This is a genomic window from Bacillus sp. JUb11 (genome assembly GCF_024807925.1).
GTDB lineage: Bacteria > Bacillota > Bacilli > Bacillales > Bacillaceae > Bacillus > Bacillus altitudinis.
In genome coordinates this window covers 223,900-243,184 of record NZ_JANUEZ010000005.1, presented here as the reverse complement: position 1 = coordinate 243,184, position 19,285 = coordinate 223,900, and the positions used below count along the sequence as shown (strand labels likewise).

At 42.0% G+C, this 19,285-nt stretch carries 13 protein-coding genes; all 13 read right to left on the bottom strand.

Features of this window, described 5'->3' with window-relative positions; all coding sequences use genetic code 11:
- Window positions 1-7: 7 nt before the first annotated feature.
- A complete protein-coding gene (gene rimP, locus M2369_RS11425) occupies window positions 8-481 on the bottom strand; it encodes a ribosome maturation factor RimP (protein WP_008344744.1) in 474 nt (157 codons plus the stop codon).
- A gap of 241 nt (window positions 482-722) precedes the next feature.
- A complete protein-coding gene (locus M2369_RS11420; RefSeq protein ID WP_138278524.1) occupies window positions 723-1,853 on the bottom strand; it encodes a glycoside hydrolase 5 family protein in 1,131 nt (376 codons plus the stop codon).
- A gap of 20 nt (window positions 1,854-1,873) precedes the next feature.
- Window positions 1,874-3,100, bottom strand: a complete 1,227-nt coding sequence (locus M2369_RS11415; protein ID WP_041507294.1) for an endo-1,4-beta-xylanase — start codon at window positions 3,098-3,100, stop codon at window positions 1,874-1,876.
- Between the two features lie 79 nt (window positions 3,101-3,179).
- Window positions 3,180-5,288 carry a glycoside hydrolase family 48 protein gene (locus M2369_RS11410; RefSeq protein ID WP_163116165.1) on the bottom strand — a complete coding sequence of 703 codons (2,109 nt, stop codon included), beginning with the start codon at window positions 5,286-5,288 and terminating at the stop codon, window positions 3,180-3,182.
- Window positions 5,289-5,305: 17 nt separating this feature from the next.
- On the bottom strand, window positions 5,306-7,156 hold the full coding sequence (locus M2369_RS11405; RefSeq protein ID WP_061419105.1) for a glycoside hydrolase family 9 protein: 1,851 nt from the start codon (window positions 7,154-7,156) through the stop codon (window positions 5,306-5,308).
- Between the two features lie 421 nt (window positions 7,157-7,577).
- On the bottom strand, window positions 7,578-11,891 hold the full coding sequence (locus tag M2369_RS11400) for a PolC-type DNA polymerase III (RefSeq protein WP_159145681.1): 4,314 nt from the start codon (window positions 11,889-11,891) through the stop codon (window positions 7,578-7,580).
- Between the two features lie 75 nt (window positions 11,892-11,966).
- Window positions 11,967-13,664 carry a proline--tRNA ligase gene (locus M2369_RS11395; protein WP_041507297.1) on the bottom strand — a complete coding sequence of 566 codons (1,698 nt, stop codon included), beginning with the start codon at window positions 13,662-13,664 and terminating at the stop codon, window positions 11,967-11,969.
- A gap of 80 nt (window positions 13,665-13,744) precedes the next feature.
- Window positions 13,745-15,010: an RIP metalloprotease RseP gene (gene rseP / locus M2369_RS11390; protein WP_173408001.1), complete on the bottom strand. Its 1,266-nt coding sequence runs from the start codon at window positions 15,008-15,010 to the stop codon at window positions 13,745-13,747.
- A 6-nt stretch (window positions 15,011-15,016) separates the two neighbouring features.
- A complete protein-coding gene (dxr, locus tag M2369_RS11385) occupies window positions 15,017-16,168 on the bottom strand; it encodes a 1-deoxy-D-xylulose-5-phosphate reductoisomerase (RefSeq protein WP_259254239.1) in 1,152 nt (383 codons plus the stop codon).
- Between the two features lie 39 nt (window positions 16,169-16,207).
- On the bottom strand, window positions 16,208-17,002 hold the full coding sequence (locus M2369_RS11380; RefSeq protein WP_007499550.1) for a phosphatidate cytidylyltransferase: 795 nt from the start codon (window positions 17,000-17,002) through the stop codon (window positions 16,208-16,210).
- 12 nt (window positions 17,003-17,014) lie between these two features.
- Window positions 17,015-17,797 (bottom strand): undecaprenyl pyrophosphate synthase, encoded by a 783-nt coding sequence (locus M2369_RS11375; protein WP_110487244.1) that lies wholly within the window; start codon window positions 17,795-17,797, stop codon window positions 17,015-17,017.
- A gap of 129 nt (window positions 17,798-17,926) precedes the next feature.
- A complete protein-coding gene (gene frr / locus M2369_RS11370) occupies window positions 17,927-18,484 on the bottom strand; it encodes a ribosome recycling factor (RefSeq protein ID WP_008344764.1) in 558 nt (185 codons plus the stop codon).
- A gap of 1 nt (window position 18,485) precedes the next feature.
- Window positions 18,486-19,208 carry a UMP kinase gene (gene pyrH, locus M2369_RS11365; protein ID WP_008344767.1) on the bottom strand — a complete coding sequence of 241 codons (723 nt, stop codon included), beginning with the start codon at window positions 19,206-19,208 and terminating at the stop codon, window positions 18,486-18,488.
- Between the last annotated feature and the right edge of the window lie 77 nt (window positions 19,209-19,285).

The following is a 19,285-nucleotide window of genomic DNA, read 5'->3' as shown; positions in this document are numbered from 1 at the left end:
GAAAAGGTTAATTGAACGAAACTGCTAATCTTGCGTTAGCAATTTTTTCGTATGGAATATTGATCTCTTTCTTTCTTGTCTTGATCTTCACTGTCACTGTTGCAATCTCACCATCAAAGCTTGTAAGCTCACCTTCAAATGCCTTTTCACCATCAATTGGTTCGTATGTTTTCATAAAAACATTTTTTCCAAGTGCTTTTTCAAAATCAGCTTTTTTCTTTAATGGGCGCTCCGCTCCAGGAGAGGACACTTCAAGAAAGTAGTTTTGGCTAATTGGATCTGCCTCATCAAGCTTTTCGCTCAAGGCTTCGCTCACTTTGGCACACTCCTCGATATCGACGCCTTTGTCAGAGTCAATAAATACGCGAAGGAACCAGTTTTGACCCTCTTTGACAAATTCAACATCAACGAGTTCAAGCTGTAAGCCATCTAAAATTGGCTGCACCATGTCGCTTACGATATCCACTACTTTTTTGCTCATTCTCTTCCTCCTTGTGCTTTCGATAAACGCTCTTATCAATCATTCTGCATAAAAACCCTGCTTTATTGTGAGCAGGGGGAGCAGAAAACGGATGAATAATGTCGAGACAAAAATTGCCTGTTCAATACAAAAGAGCGGGTTTCCCCACTCTTGTCTCGGTAATCGTTAGCATTTCCATAAAAACTATACCATATCCAATTTTTTTATGCAAATGAAGTTCCTTATAAACAGGCATTCTTCATCAGTTCTTTCCATTCATTCTTTTGGCGTGTTCACGAATGATTCCTGCCTCCCGGCTCTCCTTTAAAACTCGAAAACCGTCATAATCCGGGTAGAGGGAATCATCGTCTTGAATGCTTGTTAAAATCCAAAATTGGCTACCTGCGCCTCCGAGCTGTTCAATTGTCTTCAGCCAGCTATCATATACATCAGGACGGGCTGCTTGATTTTGATAGCCAAACTCTTCTAATACAACAGGTTTGCCAATTGCGTTTCCTCGGGTGATATGATCTTTTATCCATTTCACTCCCCATGCAGCAGACTGATTCCAGTGATCCGGGTATAAATGATAGGTTCCATAATCAATATGAGGGAGAGTAGTCAAACGATCCCAATCAACACCTTCTCCCCCACTGTAAAACCAATCGTCATGACCTGTCATGCGAAAGAACCCTTCGTCTCCTACTGCAACAAGGTGATTCGAGTCAATTGATTTGATCCATGCACTCATTTCATCTGCCCAGTTTACTAGTATATCTCCCGAAGGGTCTGACTGAGCGCGCGGCTCATTGGCGAGCTCCCATGTCATAATAGCAGGATCATCTTTATATTGAACACCTGAGTACGTATTGGTTCTCTCTAATACATAGCGCACATAGTTTTTGTAAGCTGTTTTAATCCGAGAATCTGTATAAAAGTGATCATGTGATCCTGCCTGAAACCACTTCACATATTGATTCATCCCGCCAAAGTCATCCCAATTGTTCACGAGCGGTATGACCAGCTTGATTCCTTCCTGCCCTGCTTTATAAATCGCATAGTCTAGTTTTTGAAAACCGGATTCTTCATAAACACCTGGACGAGATTGTAAGACTGAGTTTTCTTGAGGGGTACCATCGTGAAATCCCCAAATACGAATAACTTTTAAATCCATTGCCTTCATATCGTCAAAAACAGCATCTACCATCTTTTTTGATTTGTAATGGAAATAATAATTATTTGTGCCAGCAAAGTAAAATGGGTGGTTGTTCAATACAAAATGTGTACCAGATGTTTGCACATAGGAGGAGGCCTTTACAGTCAGAGTGAACCAACCCGCCCATAAAGTGATCAGCAGCATAAAACAAGCCACCCGTTGAACCCATTTTTTCATTCCATTCTCCTCACAATCTCTTATTCTACTGGTACGATGATATCTAGTTGAAGCGGTGTTTGTTTAGTTGAATCAAGTTCAATCGTCTGCTGTTGCAACATTTTACTTTCTTCACCAATTCGAACCTCATACGTCCCGTGAAACGCTGGACATGTCACTTGGCCATTCGCATCTGTTTTTTCCACTCTTTGTGTCGTCCACTCCTGTAGAAGCTTTTCATAACGCCTGCCTGCTTCATTTAACGACCAATCATGATTCACGATGGCTGCGTGCTCACCTCTCCAATGAGCACCCGCCCAAAATCCCCACATCAGCACACCTTTTACGGCTGGATGACTAAAGGCAACCCGATATAAAGCTTCTAAGTTATCCGCTCGTCTATTGGCATCCGGGTGAACAGAGTCATACTCTGTCACCCATATCGGTAGACCAAGCTCAGCAAGCACATCTAGTCTTTGTTTTACAACGACTGGATCCACTCGATCTTCAAAGTGACCTTGAACTCCAATAGCCTCAACTGGTGCCCCCAACTGACGAAGTTCATTGATATGTGCTTTATATGCGTGATGTTCGCCGTATGAGATTACATTATAATCATTGACAAACAGCAAGGCTTGAGGATCAATTTTTTTCGTTTCTTCATACATCCATTTCCAAATCTGTTTCCCAAACCGGTCTTTAAAAAATGAACCATGCATCATTTCGTTGTTTACATCCCAATGACGGAATTTCCCTTTGAAATGATTGCCCGCATGCTCAAGCCGCCTTTTCATGGCTTCATATACTTCATGATTCGGTAATGATTTCAGCCAGTTTGGATTGGCATCCTCTACCTCCCAAAATAAGGCGTGCCCCCTCACTGGAATTTGGTGTCTATTGGCAAAATTCAGCATGGCATCTGCTTTTTCGTAGGTTATTTTCCCTCTTTCAGGCTCATTTGCATACCATTTTGCCTCATTTTCAAACACAGCCCAATTAAAATGTTGAACAAAAAAATCAGCATACGTTTGATTGAATAGTACTTGGTCATTCATTGCTGAACCAAATGCAAATTCATGTCTGATTTGTTTTATTTCTACCTCTATTCCGGCAACTGGCTTTTGTTCCTTATTGATGACGTTTATGACAAGCTCTCTTTGTCTATGTTGTAAGATTCGATTATTTGCTTCTTTTCTCCAGCTTTGATTTTCTTGTTCCTGTGATCCGCCATTCGATGAATGATTCATAAATTCTTTCTTATTAACCATGATGACATCACCTTTGCTTTCACTTCATTTATCTCATGAGGAGACCGCCGACTAAAAAAGCCGGCAGCTGTCCTACGTTCTATTCGTTTATGAGACGATGGTATTCTGCATAAGCCGTAGCCATATCAACTTGCGACCAGAAACGGTGATAGGTGAAACTTGGCGCTCCGTTTTCCCATTTGCCTGTTGCTTCATTAAAAGATGATTGATATTTACTCTCCAGGGCTGACCAAGCTGGGTCTTGCTTGATTTTCGGACGAAGATCTGCAAAGCTCGTATACACTCCGTTACCTCCTCGCTGCGGGTCAGAAGGAATGGTGCTGGAACCAGGGATCTGATTTCCTTGACCAAATGTTCCGTTCCAGCCATTTGGGAAGTACACTTCTTTTTTAAAGAAACGGTGGTAGTCTTCTCTGTCTTCCTCTGTCACAATCCCTACACCATCATTGTAATTCCAAGCAACCTCAAGGAGTTGTGCCGCTGTCTCTTTTGCTCTTATGCCAAGTGCTGTGTAGTTTCCTGTCTCTTTCTGTGTTGCAGCAGCAAAGAATGTGAGTGCTTTGATTAGACTGCCCAGTACACCAGTATCTTGAGTAGGATCTTTTGTAACTGCCGTTAAATTTGGATTACCTGTTGCAGATTGGAACCCGCTCCAAGTGTCAGGCTGACCGCTCCATTCTATATTCCCAGGAATCCAAAACTCTCCAGGTGCACTCGTCGTAGCAACAGCAACATTTGTCCCCCCTAGAATCCTTTGACCCTGACCATCTAAAAAATACCCATCTTGATCCGACACAGGACGCGTGCCAATAAAAATATAATCTAGTGAATAGTTGACCCATTTTGTGATGACAGATTTGGCCATTTGGAAATTTTCAGATGTTTTGTCGCCATCTTTTGCAAAGATATAATAAAGCTCTGCTACACGCTCAATCGGCCATGCTTGCATTCCAAACCAGTTATTGGACGGAGGATCATGGTAAACAGGCGCATCTTCATAAGCCATATCATAAAATGTGCTTCTTCCTGCTGGATAAGCGCTATAGTCTCCATTCCAGCTGTTGGTAGCACCTCCTGCAATCGCTCCCTCTTTTGATTGAAGCCAGACGTAAAATTCAAGCTGTCTCTTTAACGTCTTTTCCCAATCACTTGCACCAGTTGGTGACGATGGCTTTAAGCCTCCCTTATCTGAGGATAAAGCGTAGGCAGCAACTGGGTTTTGATACCCTTGATGACAATGGCTCGCACCGATACGCCATGACCAATTCGCATATTCTCCAAGTCCCCCACCCCAAGAGGTATACCATGCCATTAAGTGATGACATGCACTTTTTCCATTTCCAGGATACGGATTACCTTGCTTGCCGCTTCCAATTGTTTGAAAATATTTATCGTACATTCCGTAACGAAGGAAATCACCCATCTTTTTCGCTTTATCAAGATAGACTGACCCATTATAGCCAAGTTCCTTTGCCCAATACATCGCCTGTATTGCACGCGCATCAGCATCCGTCGCATTTGTATAGCGCCACTGGGCGGCGGGCGCTTGATTTTCTTTTGTGAACAAGCTCATGAAACCTTCATTGGGCTTTCCGGCCGTTTTATCATCTTGTGATGGATGAGGGATGGCCTCCCATACGGATTCTTGCGGACCCCGCTGAAATGTGTTTACATATGCAGCTGTATGTGATGGGTTGAGCAAATTCCCATATTCATACCAGTTGTCTACATCAAGAAGCCAGTGCATTAAATACGTTTCATTCGTTCCGTAAGTTGACCTCAGTTCATGATCAATTGGATCTTGACCAGCAGGGCGAGCACCCGTCAACTGACTCGGATATTGATCTGGATATGGTTTTTCTGAAGCGTATGTGGCTGGGCTAGATGGATTGTAAGAGCTCATATGCGGCTGTTCGTCATGTCCATCTTCGTTTACTGGAATGATAAACTTCTCCATATTATCCCAAGCTGCTTCTAGTTTGCTCCAATCGCCTGTGTAGTGACCATACAATGCTTCAAGCCATAACCAATAGCTGTAAGCTTCTGAAGTTGTCATATGCCCGTAATCAGGTGCCTCACAAATGAGTGTCTCAACGGAATGATACGGAATGCCTTCTTTTGAAAAATATCCATTCGCATCGTTTTTCATTTGATGATAAAGTGTTAAAAACCGTTCTTTATTTGTCATGTCCTCACCCTTTATATTTATTTATTCGGAAGCGTACCAAATACTAAAACACCTTGATCAAAAACAGGAATTCTCGCTGTTTTTTGCATATTGGATGTTAATCCTTGAAAGGAATAATCATTTGAGGCATCCCATATATTCGCACCATTTGGCGCAGATAACCGGAACTGTATTTCCTTCTTATGAAGCGATTCGCCTCCTGGAAAAATAGCTACGCCAGTAAAATCGATTTCTGTAAAATAGATATGGGATGATGCGTCATACACCGTTAATGGAGATAAGGAAGCGCCTTCATTGTAGACAGCTGTCACTTGAATATCTTTATCAGTGAATCCCTTCGCAAATATCTCGCTTAGATTGACATAATATCTAAAAGAAAGTGATTGACTACTTCTTGCCGGCCAGCCTGATCGATTGTATAGAATGGCTTTGATCTGAGTAGATGTTGTATCGTTACTCATGACAGCTGCCTCTACAAAAAACTCATCTTCCACTTTTTCTTTAGGCGGAAAATTCGGCAGTTTTGACTGCCCCTGACCAAACAGCTGCACCATTTTGGCTACATTTCCAGTAAAGGCGGCATTATAGTCTGTTGCTACCTCGTTTGATACATAGTCAGAGATGTCATCGGTATACTGATCCTGTGCATTAGGCCCCCCAACAAGTGCTCCATAAAGCGTGTGCCGATGAGAAGAAGGAGTTGTCAGCTGATTAGACCATGAGCCATGCGCAGTTCGATGGTGTGGATGCATCGGCGGATTTTTGCCAAACCCAACGACATAGCTTCTATTTTGCGGATTATCCCCTAACATATAGTGTGTTTGCCTAATCGCAAACGTTTGGTATCGATTCTTTTTTTCTTGATCAGAGACCCAATCTGCGTACACAAACGCTAAAAATGCAGCATTTGCTGTATAACGAAGTGAACCCCATTGATCTAACCACGCTAGTCCGCCAGGCGTATAAGTGATTCTTTCTACTTTTCCATTTTGAACAAAACCCGTCGACCAGTAATCGAGATTACGCTCCGTCGATTCGATGAACCTTTTCTCCTTTGTGATTCTCGCAAGTAAAATTTGCGAAGCAAAAAAGGTATTGTCCCACGACATCGTAAACGTATAGTCCCAATCCTTCGGCCATTCTTCTACTGCTTTTAGTGCTTTGTTTAAATAGGTCTGGTCATTTGTCGCCAAGTACAGCCATATTCCACCCCAAATGAGCTCATCAATATAGCCGCTCCAAGAGTTATAAAATGGCTGCGCATTGGTGACACAATCTGTATACTCACCGCGATATTGGTCAGCAAATGCATAAAGCTGCTTTGCATGGGTGAGAAGCTTTGCTGCATAAGGCGCATCAGTTTCTTTAAAAATAATTGAACCTGCTGCTAAAGCGGCTGCGGTTTGGGCGGCTACTTCTGTTCCTGGACAATGTTCATCAATTTTAAATGCCGGCCGGTTCATCGGCATCACTTCTGCTGGACCCCACCAGCCATGATCCGCGTTCCCATCGCCTACTTGTGCCCAAAATTCATTTGGACCTGTATGGGCTTTCAAAAAATAATCGGTTGCCCACTTGATTTGATCTAACATATCATCAAGCAGCTCTGCCTCTTCGTAAGCTTCTCGGTACTCATAGACTGTCCATGCAAGCACGGCTGCCGAGTAAGCCATCGGAAGTCCGAACTTCACATGATCACCAGCATCGTACCAGCCGCCTGTTAAATCATGACCAACATCTTTCCCATCCTCTAGTCCAGAATCCCCTCGCCAGTTAAGACGATTGCTTTCCGGAAGCTTTCCGGAACGCTGGGCTTCGTAAAACAAAATGGATTTTTGAAGCACCTCTACATAGTTGTAATCTGACATGTACCTACTTCTCACCCCTTCTTTTTTCTTAAACGTGAAACATTGAACAAGAAATGACCACCTCCTTGTTATTCCGTTCGTGTTTTGTACAGTGTTGAAAAGAATCAAGCGTGTTTCAAAAATGTGCATAGTAAACAGCCATCAGCTTGACGCTCACCGAGGGTTTTCTCCTTGATTCTTCATGTGACTGTACCCAAAATGATCATATGTCGTATGAGAACATTTCAGACGGCTAAATTCTCTTTTTTGCTCTATTTGGGTAGAAAGAATGACATACAATCTCTTCTCTCAAAACACGACGTTAAATCAAGATATATGAACCAACAAGAAAATAATTCCAGTTAAAATATTTAGTTAACATAATAATATTATTGTATATACAAAAAAGAACGCCCTTTAAGGGCGCTCTTCATTTTTCACATTAGAACAAAGAAAGCTGGTTTTGATCAGGAAGTGCTTCTAAGCAGCCTTGACGATCCAAATACTCAAGGATGGTCTTAGACACTTTTCCTCGTTTTTGTAAATCTTCTTTTGAAAGGAATTCACCATCTTGGCGTGCGCGTACAATATTTAACGCAACGTTTGTTCCGAGTCCAGGGATGGAGTTGAATGGCGGGATTAACCCGTCTCCATCAATAATAAACTCAGTGGCACTTGATCGGTATAGGTCTACTTTTTTAAAGTGATAGCCTCTTTCACACATTTCAAGTGCAAGCTCTAGTACAGTTAATAGGTTCTTCTCTTTCGGTGATGCATCAAGACCTTTTGAGTTAATATCGTCCATGACTGCTCGAATCGCATTCGATCCTTTTGTCATCGTTTCGATATCAAAATCATCAGCACGAACGGTAAAATAAGCCGCATAGTACAGAAGTGCATGGTGCACCTTGAAATAAGCAATCCGAACAGCCATTAATACATAAGCAGCCGCGTGGGCTTTAGGGAACATGTATTTAATCTTTTTACAAGAATCAATGTACCAGTTCGGTACGTTATTATTCTTCATTTCTTCTTCCCATTCAGGAGGAAGTCCCTTCCCTTTACGAACAGATTCCATGATTTTAAAGGCAAGTGACGGCTCTAAACCTTGATAAATCAGATAGACCATAATATCATCACGACAGCCAATCACTTCGCTTAGTTCACACGTTTTATTATGAATCAGCTCTTGGGCGTTGCCGAGCCATACATCTGTACCGTGAGATAGACCAGAGATCTGAACAAGCTCCGAGAAGGTGGTCGGTTTTGTATCCTCAAGCATCTGACGAACAAACCTTGTGCCAAACTCTGGGATCCCAAGTGTTCCCGTTTTACATCCAATTTGTTCTTCTGTGACACCGAGAGGTTCCGTTCCTTGGAAGATTTTCATGACCTCAGGATCATCTGTCGGAATCGTTTTTGGATCAATTCCGCTCAAGTCCTGAAGCATCCGAATGACCGTTGGATCATCGTGTCCAAGAATATCTAGTTTCAGTAAGTTATCATGGATTGAATGGAAATCAAAATGCGTCGTTTTCCAATCAGAACCTGTCGCATCTGCTGGATATTGTATTGGTGAGAAATCGTAAATGTCCATATAATCCGGCACTACGATAATACCGCCTGGATGTTGGCCTGTTGTCCGTTTGACGCCCGTACAGCCCTGTACGAGCCGGTCAATTTCAGCACCTCTCATATGAAGGTTATGATCTCCTGCGTAGCCTTTCACATAACCATATGCCGTTTTTTCTGCAACGGTACCGATTGTACCTGCACGGTATACATACTCTTCACCAAACAGCTCTTTTGTATAGTTATGGGCAATCGGCTGATATTCTCCTGAGAAGTTCAAGTCGATATCAGGCACTTTATCTCCTTTAAAACCTAAGAACGTTTCAAACGGAATATCGTGTCCGTCTTTTTTATACGGCGTCCCGCATTCAGGACAGTCTTTATCAGGAAGGTCAAATCCTGAGCCAACCGATCCGTCATTAAAGAACTCAGAGTGCTTGCAACTTGGACATACATAGTGCGGTGCAAGCGGGTTTACTTCTGTAATCTCTGTTAATGTCGCAACGAGAGATGAACCAACTGATCCCCTTGAACCAACTAGATATCCATCATCAAGTGATTTCTTAACAAGCTTATGAGAAATTAAATAAATAACAGCGAAACCGTGACCAATAATACTCTTTAATTCTTTCTCAATCCGGTCTTCTACAATTTTCGGTAAATCGTCACCGTAGATGCTACGAGCCATGTTATAGCTCATTTCCCGAATTTCTTCATCTGCACCTTCGATTTTTGGTGTATAAAGATCGTCTTTGATTGGTTTAATACTTTCGACCATCTCAGATACTTTTTGCGTATTCGTCACGACAATCTCTTTCGCCTTCTCGTCTCCAAGGAAAGAGAAGGCTTCTAGCATTTCATCAGTTGTTCTAAAATGAACTTTTGGCAGTTCATGACGGTTAAGCGGATTCGCCCCGCCTTGTGATGAAATTAAGATTTTCCGATAAATTTTGTCTTCTGGATGCAGGTAGTGCACATTTCCAGTCGCCACGACTGGTTTATTCAGTTTTTCACCAAGTTTCACAATATTTGTGATGATCTCTTTAAGTGCACGTTCATCCCGAACAAGCTCCAGCTGGAGTAAATGCTGATACACTTCTGGCGGATGAATTTCTAAATAGTCGTAAAATGCGGCAATGTCTTCTACCTCATCAGGTGATTTCTGCATCATCCCTTCAAACACTTCACCCTTATCACAAGCAGACCCAACAATTAAACCTTCTCGATATTTCTCAAGCTGTGAGCGAGGGATACGCGGCACGCGGTAGAAATAATGAATATGAGAAAGTGAAACAAGCTTAAATAAATTCTTTAGACCCGTCTCATTTTGTGCAATCACGGTTGCATGGTAAGGACGTGAGCGCTGGTACGCATTGGACTGCCCCATGTTTTCGTTCAATTGATCGTGATAGGCAATCTCTTTTTCAGCCGCATCTTTTAGCATCTTCAGCATGAGGTAACCAGTTGCTTCTGCATCATAAATCGCCCGGTGATGCTGCGTGAGTTCAATATCGAACTTTTTACACAGCGTGTTCAGCCGGTGATTTTTAAATTCTGGATAAAGGAATCGGCCGAGTTCTAGTGTATCAATGACAGGGTTTGACGCTTTATCTGTTTTTAACAGTCGCTTATATGCTGCATTTAAAAAGCCCATATCAAAGCTCGCATTGTGAGCAACAAGGATATCTTGTCCAATCCACTCTTTGAAATCTCGAACAACATCGACCACATCTGGTGCATCTCTCACCATGTCATCCGTGATACCGGTTAGTTCAATGGTTGTTGCTGATAACGGATGATGAGGGTTTGCAAATGCCTCAAAGCGGTCAATGATTTCCCCGCCTTTGATTTTCACAGCTGCAAGCTCAATGATCGTATCATACACAGCAGAGAGTCCTGTTGTCTCAACATCAAATACGACAAACGTCGCATCTTCTAATAAGCGGTGATCTGGATTATACGCAATCGGTACCCCGTCGTCGACTAAATTGATTTCCACCCCGTACATCATTTTGATGCCATGCTTTTTACTTGCTGCATACGCATCTGGAAAGGATTGTACAACGGCGTGATCTGTCAGGGCAATGGCCTCATGCCCCCATTTTTTTGCTTGTTCAACAAGTCTACCGATGCCAGTGACAGCATCCATCTGGCTCATTGGCGAATGCAAATGGAGCTCAACACGCTTTTCTCCCTCAGGTGCAGTATCTTCTTTCAGCTGAGGTTTCATTTCATTGACGTCATTTGCGATCATGACAAGATCTCTCACAAACGTATCGTTTTGAATACTTCCTCTTGCTTTGACCCACATCCCTTTTTTCAAGGATTTCATGAGCTGAGCATCTTCTTTTTCTCTCGCAAACATTTTGATCAAAATACTATTCGTATAATCGGTAATTTTAAAGATACAAAGGGTTCTGCCGCTTTTTAGTTCGCGCGTTTCTGCATCAAACACGTATCCTTGGACGGTGATTCGTCTTTCTTCGTCCATAATACTATCAAGCGTACGTATTTCTTCATTGTCTTTGATTTGATAGCCAATCATCAGAGGGCCAGAAGGGGCTTCTTCTTGATCCTCACTTTCCTTCTTCTCCATCTCAACAAGGGCTTGCATGGCTCTTTCTTGATCTTCAGCAAGTTTTTGTTCTCTGAACTTCTGAATCTCTTGATCTGATACAAAAATTTCTGTATCAAATTGAAGTTCTGGAAAACCGACTTGTTTAAATGCAGCCTGAAGCATTGGGCTATATTTCTTTTTGATGGCCAGAGCCTCAGTTTCGCTTTTTGTTTTGATGATGATCTTATGTCCAGACAGCGCTGGTTTTTGCTGTTGAAGCAAGCTGATGATTGGGGGAGAAATTCCTTGAAGCTCTTCCACACAATGTGACCAATACGATTGAACGAGCTCTTCAGATATGTGCGGATCATTGACTTCAATCGTACAAGTGACTTGTGCGATATGAGAAAATGCATTTGTCAGCCTGCTTAAAAACATTGCATATACTTTGTAAGGCAAAAGCGCCTTAAATTTAAAATGGAAATGCCACGTTTTTGCCGCCTTATGCACCGTCAATTTGACGATCTCGCCTTCTTCAAAGTAACGGCTGAGGTCATCATCTGTCATTTGAATCTGATTGAGTAATATATGAAATTGCCGCCGGGTAATCGGTAATTGTTCATCCAAGACAGGACCCTCCTTTTGCAAATCAGAAAGGTACCTCTTTTTTGCAGGAGGTACCTTCATTTTTTTGTTCGTTTTTTATGCTTGGCGTATAAATGAAATCAGTTCATCAACAGATACTTCGTGTGATTCACCTGATTTTCTGAATTTCACTTCGACAATTCCTTCTTCTGAACGTTTCCCGCAGCTAATGCGAAATGGCAATCCAATTAAGTCACTGTCGGCAAATTTGACGCCTGCACGCTCTTGGCGGTCATCGAAAAGGACTTCATAGCCCTCTTCCTGTAAACGCTCATACAGCGTTTCAGCCAGTTCCTTTTGTGCATCGTTTTTCATATTTAAGGCAAGTAGATGAAGATCATATGGCGCAACTGTTTTTGGCCAAATAATCCCCTTGTCATCATGATGTTGTTCAACAATCGCAGAAAGGGTTCTAGAAATTCCGATGCCATAGCAGCCCATGATCATTGGCTGCGCACGTCCATTTTCATCGAGGTATGTTGCATCCATTGCCTCTGAATAACGTGTACCTAGCTTAAAGACTTGTCCTACTTCAATTCCTTTTGCGAACTGGATTATGCCTTCACCATCTGGAGAAACGTCTCCTTCTTGAATCAAGCGAAGATCTGTATATTCCTTCACTGACAGATCACGAGCAGGATTAACATTGACATAGTGATAATCCGATTCATTTGCACCTGCAACTGCATTTGTCATTCCTTTGACAGCGTGGTCTGCATAAATCGTTACTTCCGCTTCAAGCTTGACTGGTCCAACAAATCCTGGTTCTGTTCCGATCACGTCTAGTACTTCCTCACGTGAAGCAAGCTCTACAAGCTGTGCTCCAACTAAGTTTTTCACTTTCACATCATTTACTTCATGATCGCCTCTTGTCAGGACAAGTACATACGCATCGTCCGCTTTAAACAAGACAGATTTGATACATGTAGAAGGAGCCACTTCTAAGAATACCGCAACATCTTGTATCGTCTTCACCTGAGGCGTGTGTACTTTCTCGAGTTCTTTGAAGTCCGCAGGGTTTGCTTCTTCTCCGTGATACACAGCCTCAGCCATTTCAATGTTCGCAGCGTAGGAAGATGTGTCAGAGTATGCGATTGTATCTTCTCCTACTTCTGACAGTGCCATAAACTCATGTGTATCTTTTCCTCCCATTGCCCCAGAATCGGCAATGACTGGTCTAAAGTTAAGACCTACTTTTGAAAAGACATTCGAGTAAGCTGTAAACATTTTGTTGTATGTGTCATCAAGGCTCTCTGGTGAAGAGTGGAATGAATAGGCGTCCTTCATAATAAATTCACGTCCGCGCAATAACCCAAAGCGAGGTCTTTGTTCATCACGGAATTTAGATTGGATTTGATACAGTGTCAAAGGAAGCTTTTTATACGATTTGACTTCACTGCGTACGAGTGATGTGATCACTTCTTCGTGTGTTGGGCCAAGTGCAAACTCGCGGCCGTGGCGATCTTTCATACGCATGAGTTCTGGACCGTATGTATACCATCTTCCTGACTCTTGCCACATTTCTGCTTGCTGCAGCACTGGCATTAACAGCTCAGCTGCTCCCGCCTTTTCCATTTCCTTGCGAACAATGGATTGAATGTGCTGAATCACTTTATGTGCTAGCGGCAGATAATGATAGATACCGCTCGTGTTTTGTCTAATAAATCCAGCTCTTACTAATAGCTGATGACTTTTTGCCTCAGCATCTGCCGGCACCTCTCGAAGAGTTGGAATGAAAGTCAGGGATTGTCTCATGTCGTTACACCTCATTTAAGAAATAGGACTTCTCACAAAAACTCTTGTTTCCCAGAATGAGAAACAAGAGACATTGGTTTTTATAAAAATAATCGCTGGATGTCATTCCATGTCACTACTAGCATTAATAGCATGAGGAACGCAACACCAATGAAGACAACAAGTGCCTCTTTCTCACGATTAATTGGTTTGCCGCGAATGGCTTCAACGAATAGGAAAAGTAATCTTCCTCCGTCTAATGCAGGAATCGGTAATAAATTCACGATCCCTAAGTTGATACTAAGAAACGCAGCAAACTGCATTAATGTTAACACACCTTGTTTCGCTACTTCTCCTGTCATGTCATATATTCCAACAGGACCTGCAAGCATATCTAATGAAAATTGTCCTGTGACAATCTTTTGCAAGTTTGTTAAGATGAGAGCTGCTGTAGATATCACTGTCGTTCCTGAGGATGAGATGACTTTGAGAAAGCCATTTTCTGTTGGCGGGTAAGAGCCAAAACGGCCAATGGTTTTTCCTTCGGCCTTCACAGCTTCTGGTACAACTTGGATGGTGCTTTCTTTGCCATCTCGGTCAATGACGACATTCATTTTTTTATCTGGGTTCTTTTGAACCGTTTGAACAACGTCTGTCCAAGAATTCATTTTATCCCCATTAATTGAAACGATATGATCTCCCTGCATAAGCCCAGCTTGCGCTGCGCGGCCGTCTTTTGTCAGCTTACCAAGTACAGGATCATCCACGGTTACACCTTGGATAAATCCTAGAGCCACTAGAATCACATATGCCAGGATAAAGTTCATAATCGGTCCAGCTGCAATGGCTTTAATACGCTGCCATACTGTTTTTGAACCAAACTGACGGTTGTATGGCGCAATTTGAATTTCTTCACCATCTGCAATATAGAAGCTTGTTTGGCTTACATTGTAGCCAGTGAGAATGTCTTCATTTCCAGCCTCATATCCTGAAATTCTCATCGCATGATCTAAATCAATTTGTTCAACTTCAATGACAAGTGCATCAGGATATTTCTCTTTATCATTTAAAATGATTTTTTCTACTTCATTTTGCTCATTGAATAAGAGCCCCACTGTATGACCCGGTTTAATTTCAATGACTTCAGGGTCTTCTCCAGCCATTTTAACAAATCCGCCGATTGGCAGAAGTCTGATGGTATAGACGGTTTCTTTTCGTTTAAAGGAGAAAATCTTCGGTCCAAAACCAATTGCGAACTCGCGGCATAAAATGCCTGCGCGCTGCGCCATAATTAAATGGCCAAGCTCGTGGAAAAAAACGAGCGTTCCAAAAATAATAATAAACGCAATCACTGTATTCACGAACATACCACCTTATGCGAGGATTGATTGAACAAAGTCTCGTGTATCTTTGTCCACTTCATGGATATCTTGCAAACTAGGCGTTGAAATCACATGATGTCTGTTCAGTGCCTTTTCAATCAATTCTTCAATTTGCAGGAACGTTACTTTGCCTTTTAAAAATGCATCAACAGCTATTTCATTGGCTGCATTAAGCACAGTAGGCATTGTCCCTCCTATTTTACCTGATTCATAAGCAAAATGTAAGCAGCGATACCTGTCAAAATCCGCTTTTTGGAAATTTAATTGTCCAATCTCCCAAAGGTTTAATGATTTCGCTTCTTTTAATGGCGCTCTATCAGGATAAGTGAGCGCGTATTGAATCGGAACCCTCATGTCAGGTGTACCTAACTGAGCCATGACACTTTTGTCATGGAATTCCACCATGGAATGGATGATGCTCTCTTTATGTAACAGCACATCAATTTGATCGTATGGGATATCAAACAGCCAATGCGCCTCAATCACCTCAAGCCCCTTATTCATCATGGTCGCTGAATCGATCGTGATTTTTGCGCCCATGGACCAGTTCGGATGATTCAGCGCTTCTTCTACCGTTACACCTTCAAGCTCCGTGCGTTTTTTATCTCGGAAACTGCCGCCTGAAGCTGTGACGATTAAGCGTTCAATGTTTTTAGCTTGTTCACCTTGCAGGGATTGAAAAATAGCGGAGTGTTCACTATCGACAGGAAGTAAAGGCACGTCATACTTTTTGGCGTACTCTTTTACTATATGACCAGCTGTCACAAGTGTTTCCTTATTTGCAAGTGCGATCGTCTTTTTTTGTTCAATGGCTTTTAATGTCGGCACAAGTCCGACACTTCCTACCAGTGCATTGACCACAACATCCACTGCATCATAGGTCGCTGCTTCGATGTTCGCTTCATCACCCGCAGCCATTTTGACATCGTATTGAAATGAATGATCTTTTAACATGCGATAGGTCGCTTCGTCTACACATCCAACAAATTCAGGCTGAAATTGTTCAATGATAGGGATGGCCTTGTCTATATTTCTGCCAAACGTCATCGCTTTCAACTTGAATTTGTCTGGATGCTGCATGATCACATCTAATGTTTGTTCTCCAATTGATCCTGTTGCGCCTAATAGCGAAATATATTTCAAATTGCCACTCCTTCTCTCGTTCAATTAGTTTCTATGAGGTTAGCTAGCAAACGTGGCCAGCAATAAATATAAAAACGGCAGAACGAATAAAAAGCTGTCAAACCTGTCCAAAATTCCGCCATGACCTGGGAGGATTGTCCCTGAATCCTTCACATGGTAATGACGCTTTAAAGCAGATTCCACAAGGTCGCCAAGCTGTCCAAAAATACTGAGCAAAAGAGTAATAAACATAACAAGCAGATATGATGGCAAAAATCCTGTAACCGCCTGGAACACAAGTGACAGCACGACCGCTGTGACGATTCCGCCGATAAATCCTTCTACTGTTTTGTTTGGGCTGATCTCTGGCCAAAGCTTTCGTTTCCCCATAGATTTCCCAATAAAATAGGCACCTGAGTCAGTGGACCAAATAATCACCGCTGCGAAGAAGATCGCACTCATGCCATACAAGCCTCTAATTTGAATAAAATAATAGAAACTAACGCCAATATATAATGTGGCTAATATAACAAAAGCAACCTCATCGAATGTGAAAGAGTTTTTGCTCAGAACTGTATAAGTTAAAAGGATTAAGACTGCAAATAAAGCAATCTGCATTTTTGATGCGTCTACGTTCGGGAAGAAGCTATTTTCTCCGCCCATTAAAAGCCAAAGCAATATTAAGCTGACAATGCCAGGAAAGCTGAAAATCGAAATCTTTTTCATTCTAAGAAGCTCAAAGAGAGCGACACTTCCCATTAAATAAATCAGCAGGGTAAATGGCATTTGTCCATAAATCACTGCAAGTAAAAACACTGCAGCTGCCAGAACACCCGTCAAAATTCTTTGTTTCATCTGCACCACCCTCTAAATTCCACCGAACCTCCGGCCGCGGCGCTGGTACTCTCCGATAGCGTCTATGAGATGCTCATCAGAAAAGTCAGGCCAAAGCACATCCGTAAAGACAAACTCACTGTACGCAATTTGCCAAAGCATAAAGTTGCTTAATCTAATTTCTCCACTCGTGCGAATAAGCAAATCCGGATCTTGAAGAGATTCTGTCATTAAATAAGCTGAAAACATCTCTTCTGTGATGTCTTCTGCTCGAAGCTTGCCTTCTTTGACTTTTTCAGAAATTTGTCTGCATGCAGAAATAATTTCTGTCCGTCCTCCATAATTGAGCGCAAAATTTAAAATGAGTCCGTCATTATTCGCCGTACTCTTTACTGCGTTCTCTACCGCTTTTTTCGTATGCTGCGGGAGGCCGTCTGGATCACCTGTTAAACGTACACGGACATTTTCCTCGATAAGTTCAGGCAGATAGATGTTTAGAAACTCTTCAGGAAGCTTCATTAAAAAGTCTACTTCTAGTTTTGGACGTTTCCAATTTTCTGTAGAGAAAGCATACAAAGTCAGCACTTTGACATTCAGCTCATTTGCAAGCTTGGTCATGCGCTTGACAACTTTCATTCCTTCATGATGTCCTGCTACCCGTGGAAGTGCACGTTTCTTTGCCCATCTTCCATTCCCATCCATGATAATGGCGATATGTTCAGGAATTTCTCCATTTAATATGTCTTCTTTTGTCAGGCTTTCTAAGTTGGAAGCTGCTGTTTGCTGATTCTTCCAATTTTTGAGTATATTGAGCATGAGATTCCTCCATCACCCAAAAAGGTTGCGTTCCCGCTAATAATATAGTCCTCAACAGTATTAACAAAAAAACCCCCTGTAAACATGAAGAGGGTCTTTTCACTATTATCTATTGTACATAGTTTTTTCTTAAACTTCCATGATTTCTTTTTCTTTATCTTTTGTCACTTCATCAATTTTAGCGACATATTCATCTGTCAATTTTTGAACATCCTCTGTAGATGATCTTAATTCATCTTCAGTGATCTCCCCATTTTTCTCTAGCTTTTTCAATTCATCGTTTGCATCACGACGAACGTTACGAACAGCTACTTTTGCTTCTTCTGAGTATTTTCTCACAACTTTTACAAGTTCTTTACGTCTTTCTTCTGTTAGTGCTGGGATCGCAATACGGATCACGTTTCCGTCACTTGTTGGTGTGATACCAAGATCAGACTTTTGGATCGCCTTTTCGATATCACCGATCGCTGTTTTATCGTAAGGTGTGATAATCAGCATACGTGCTTCTGGCACTGTAATTGACGCAATTTGGTTTAGTGGTGTTTGCGCACCATAGTAATCCACTGTTACTTTGTCTAAAAGGGAAGCATTAGCTCTGCCCGCACGGACAGTTGCTAGTTCACGTCCGTATGCTTGAACGGCTTTTTCCATTTTTTCTTTTGTTTGGTTCAACACTTCTTTTGACACGTTATTTCCCCCTCACGATCGTTCCGATTGATTCGCCATTGACGGCACGTTTAATATTTCCTTCTTCCATAATAGAGAAGACGATTAATGGAATGTCATTGTCCATACATAATGAGGACGCAGTAGAATCCATTACAGCAAGCCCTTCTTTTAGTACATCAAGATATGAAAGCTTATCATATTTTACTGCATCCGCATCTGTACGAGGATCAGCACTGTAGACACCGTCTACATTGTTTTTCGCCATTAAAATGACATCTGCTTCAATTTCAGCTGCACGAAGTGCTGCTGTTGTATCAGTAGAGAAATAAGGGTTACCAGTACCTGCAGCAAAAATCACGACACGTTTCTTTTCAAGGTGACGGATCGCTTTTCTTCTTATGTATGGCTCTGCAACCTGTCTCATTTCGATAGAGGTTTGTACTCTAGACTGAATGCCAAGCGTTTCTAGGCTGTCTTGTAATGCCAATGAATTCATCACTGTTGCAAGCATTCCCATATAGTCTGCTGTTGCCCGGTCCATTCCTAAGTCACTGCCTGTCTTACCACGCCAAAGGTTTCCTCCGCCTACAACGACTGCAACTTCAACATCAAGTTCTGCAATTTCTTTTACTTGCTTTGCAATTGATTGAATGACAGTTGGGTTAATTCCATTTCCAGCATCACCAGCTAGTGCTTCTCCACTTAGCTTCAGTACAATGCGATTATATTTCGGTTTGCTCATGATAACCTCCAAGTGTAAACTATACCGTCTCTTATTATGCGTAAGAAACCGTCTTTTGTAAATCAATATCCTCTAAA

Excerpts from the sequence above, each read along its gene's own strand:
- M2369_RS11395 (WP_041507297.1), bottom strand. The coding sequence starts at position 13,664 with ATGAGACAATCCCTGACTTTCATTCCAACTCTTCGAGAGGTGCCGGCA.
- M2369_RS11375 (WP_110487244.1), bottom strand. The coding sequence starts at position 17,797 with ATGCTCAATATACTCAAAAATTGGAAGAATCAGCAAACAGCAGCTTCC.
- M2369_RS11420 (WP_138278524.1), bottom strand. The coding sequence starts at position 1,853 with ATGAAAAAATGGGTTCAACGGGTGGCTTGTTTTATGCTGCTGATCACT.
- pyrH (WP_008344767.1), bottom strand. The coding sequence starts at position 19,208 with ATGAGCAAACCGAAATATAATCGCATTGTACTGAAGCTAAGTGGAGAA.
- rseP (WP_173408001.1), bottom strand. The coding sequence starts at position 15,010 with ATGTTCGTGAATACAGTGATTGCGTTTATTATTATTTTTGGAACGCTC.
- M2369_RS11380 (WP_007499550.1), bottom strand. The coding sequence starts at position 17,002 with ATGAAACAAAGAATTTTGACGGGTGTTCTGGCAGCTGCAGTGTTTTTA.
- rimP (WP_008344744.1), bottom strand. The coding sequence starts at position 481 with ATGAGCAAAAAAGTAGTGGATATCGTAAGCGACATGGTGCAGCCAATT.
- M2369_RS11405 (WP_061419105.1), bottom strand. The coding sequence starts at position 7,156 with ATGTCAGATTACAACTATGTAGAGGTGCTTCAAAAATCCATTTTGTTT.
- M2369_RS11415 (WP_041507294.1), bottom strand. The coding sequence starts at position 3,100 with ATGGTTAATAAGAAAGAATTTATGAATCATTCATCGAATGGCGGATCA.
- M2369_RS11410 (WP_163116165.1), bottom strand. The coding sequence starts at position 5,288 with ATGACAAATAAAGAACGGTTTTTAACACTTTATCATCAAATGAAAAAC.